Source organism: Bacillus sp. RB3 (genome assembly GCF_030164735.1).
Taxonomy (GTDB): Bacteria; Bacillota; Bacilli; order Bacillales; family Bacillaceae_G; genus Bacillus_A; species Bacillus_A cereus.
Genome location: NZ_JASNGE010000096.1, coordinates 1 through 748 on the forward strand (window position 1 = coordinate 1; position 748 = coordinate 748).

Below are 748 nucleotides of genomic sequence, written 5' to 3' on the forward strand. Positions count from 1 at the left end.
TTTACTTTCAAGTTTCCAATACTGTGTCGTAGTCGAGCCATTAGAGGTAAACGTCATGTAATGCCCAGCACGCACTTCATGTATATCCTTGAAAATAGCATGACCAGGAGTACGTGTTGGTCCAAGACAGAATATTTCAGAAAGTCCTTCTTTATCTACCTCAGCATCTACAAGTGGATGCGAAAGTAAAACTTTTAACTCTGAACCAAAGAGAATTGAGCTTCCCCTTTGAGCGAAAAATAAAGGCTTCACGCCTAGATGGTCACGACCAAGCATCAATTTCCCAAATCTTTCATCCCAAATACCAAAAGCAAAAATCCCATTTAAGTGTTGAACACAATCTTCTTGCCACTCTAAGTAAGCATGTAGTAACACCTCTGTATCTGACTTGGTCTGAAATTTATGACCTTTCTCCTCAAGTTCTTTACGTAATTCTTGATAGTTATAAATTTCTCCATTGAACGTAAGGCCAATCGTATCATTTCCATCTTTATACAGCATAGGTTGAAGGCCACCTTCAGGATCAATGACGATGAGACGTCGATGACCTAATGCCGCTCGTTTTGAAAACCAATGCCCCTCTGCATCAGGCCCTCGGTGAATGATAGCATCTGTCATTTTTTTTAACGTTTCTTGTTCATGAGACAGGTCTTTAGACCAGTCTATCCACCCTGCAATTCCACACATAGTGTCTACCTTCTCTCAAATAGTATAGAAACCGACTAAAATCAAATATCAGTCGGTTTTC

Annotated in this window: 1 protein-coding gene; it reads right to left on the reverse strand. The window is 40.0% G+C overall.

Annotated features, from left to right (window positions below):
- Positions 1 to 687, reverse strand: a 687-nt coding sequence (gene asnB / locus QO049_RS30490; RefSeq protein WP_284489822.1) for an asparagine synthase (glutamine-hydrolyzing), incomplete at its 3' end; no start/stop codon positions are given.
- Positions 688 to 748: the final 61 nt, after the last annotated feature.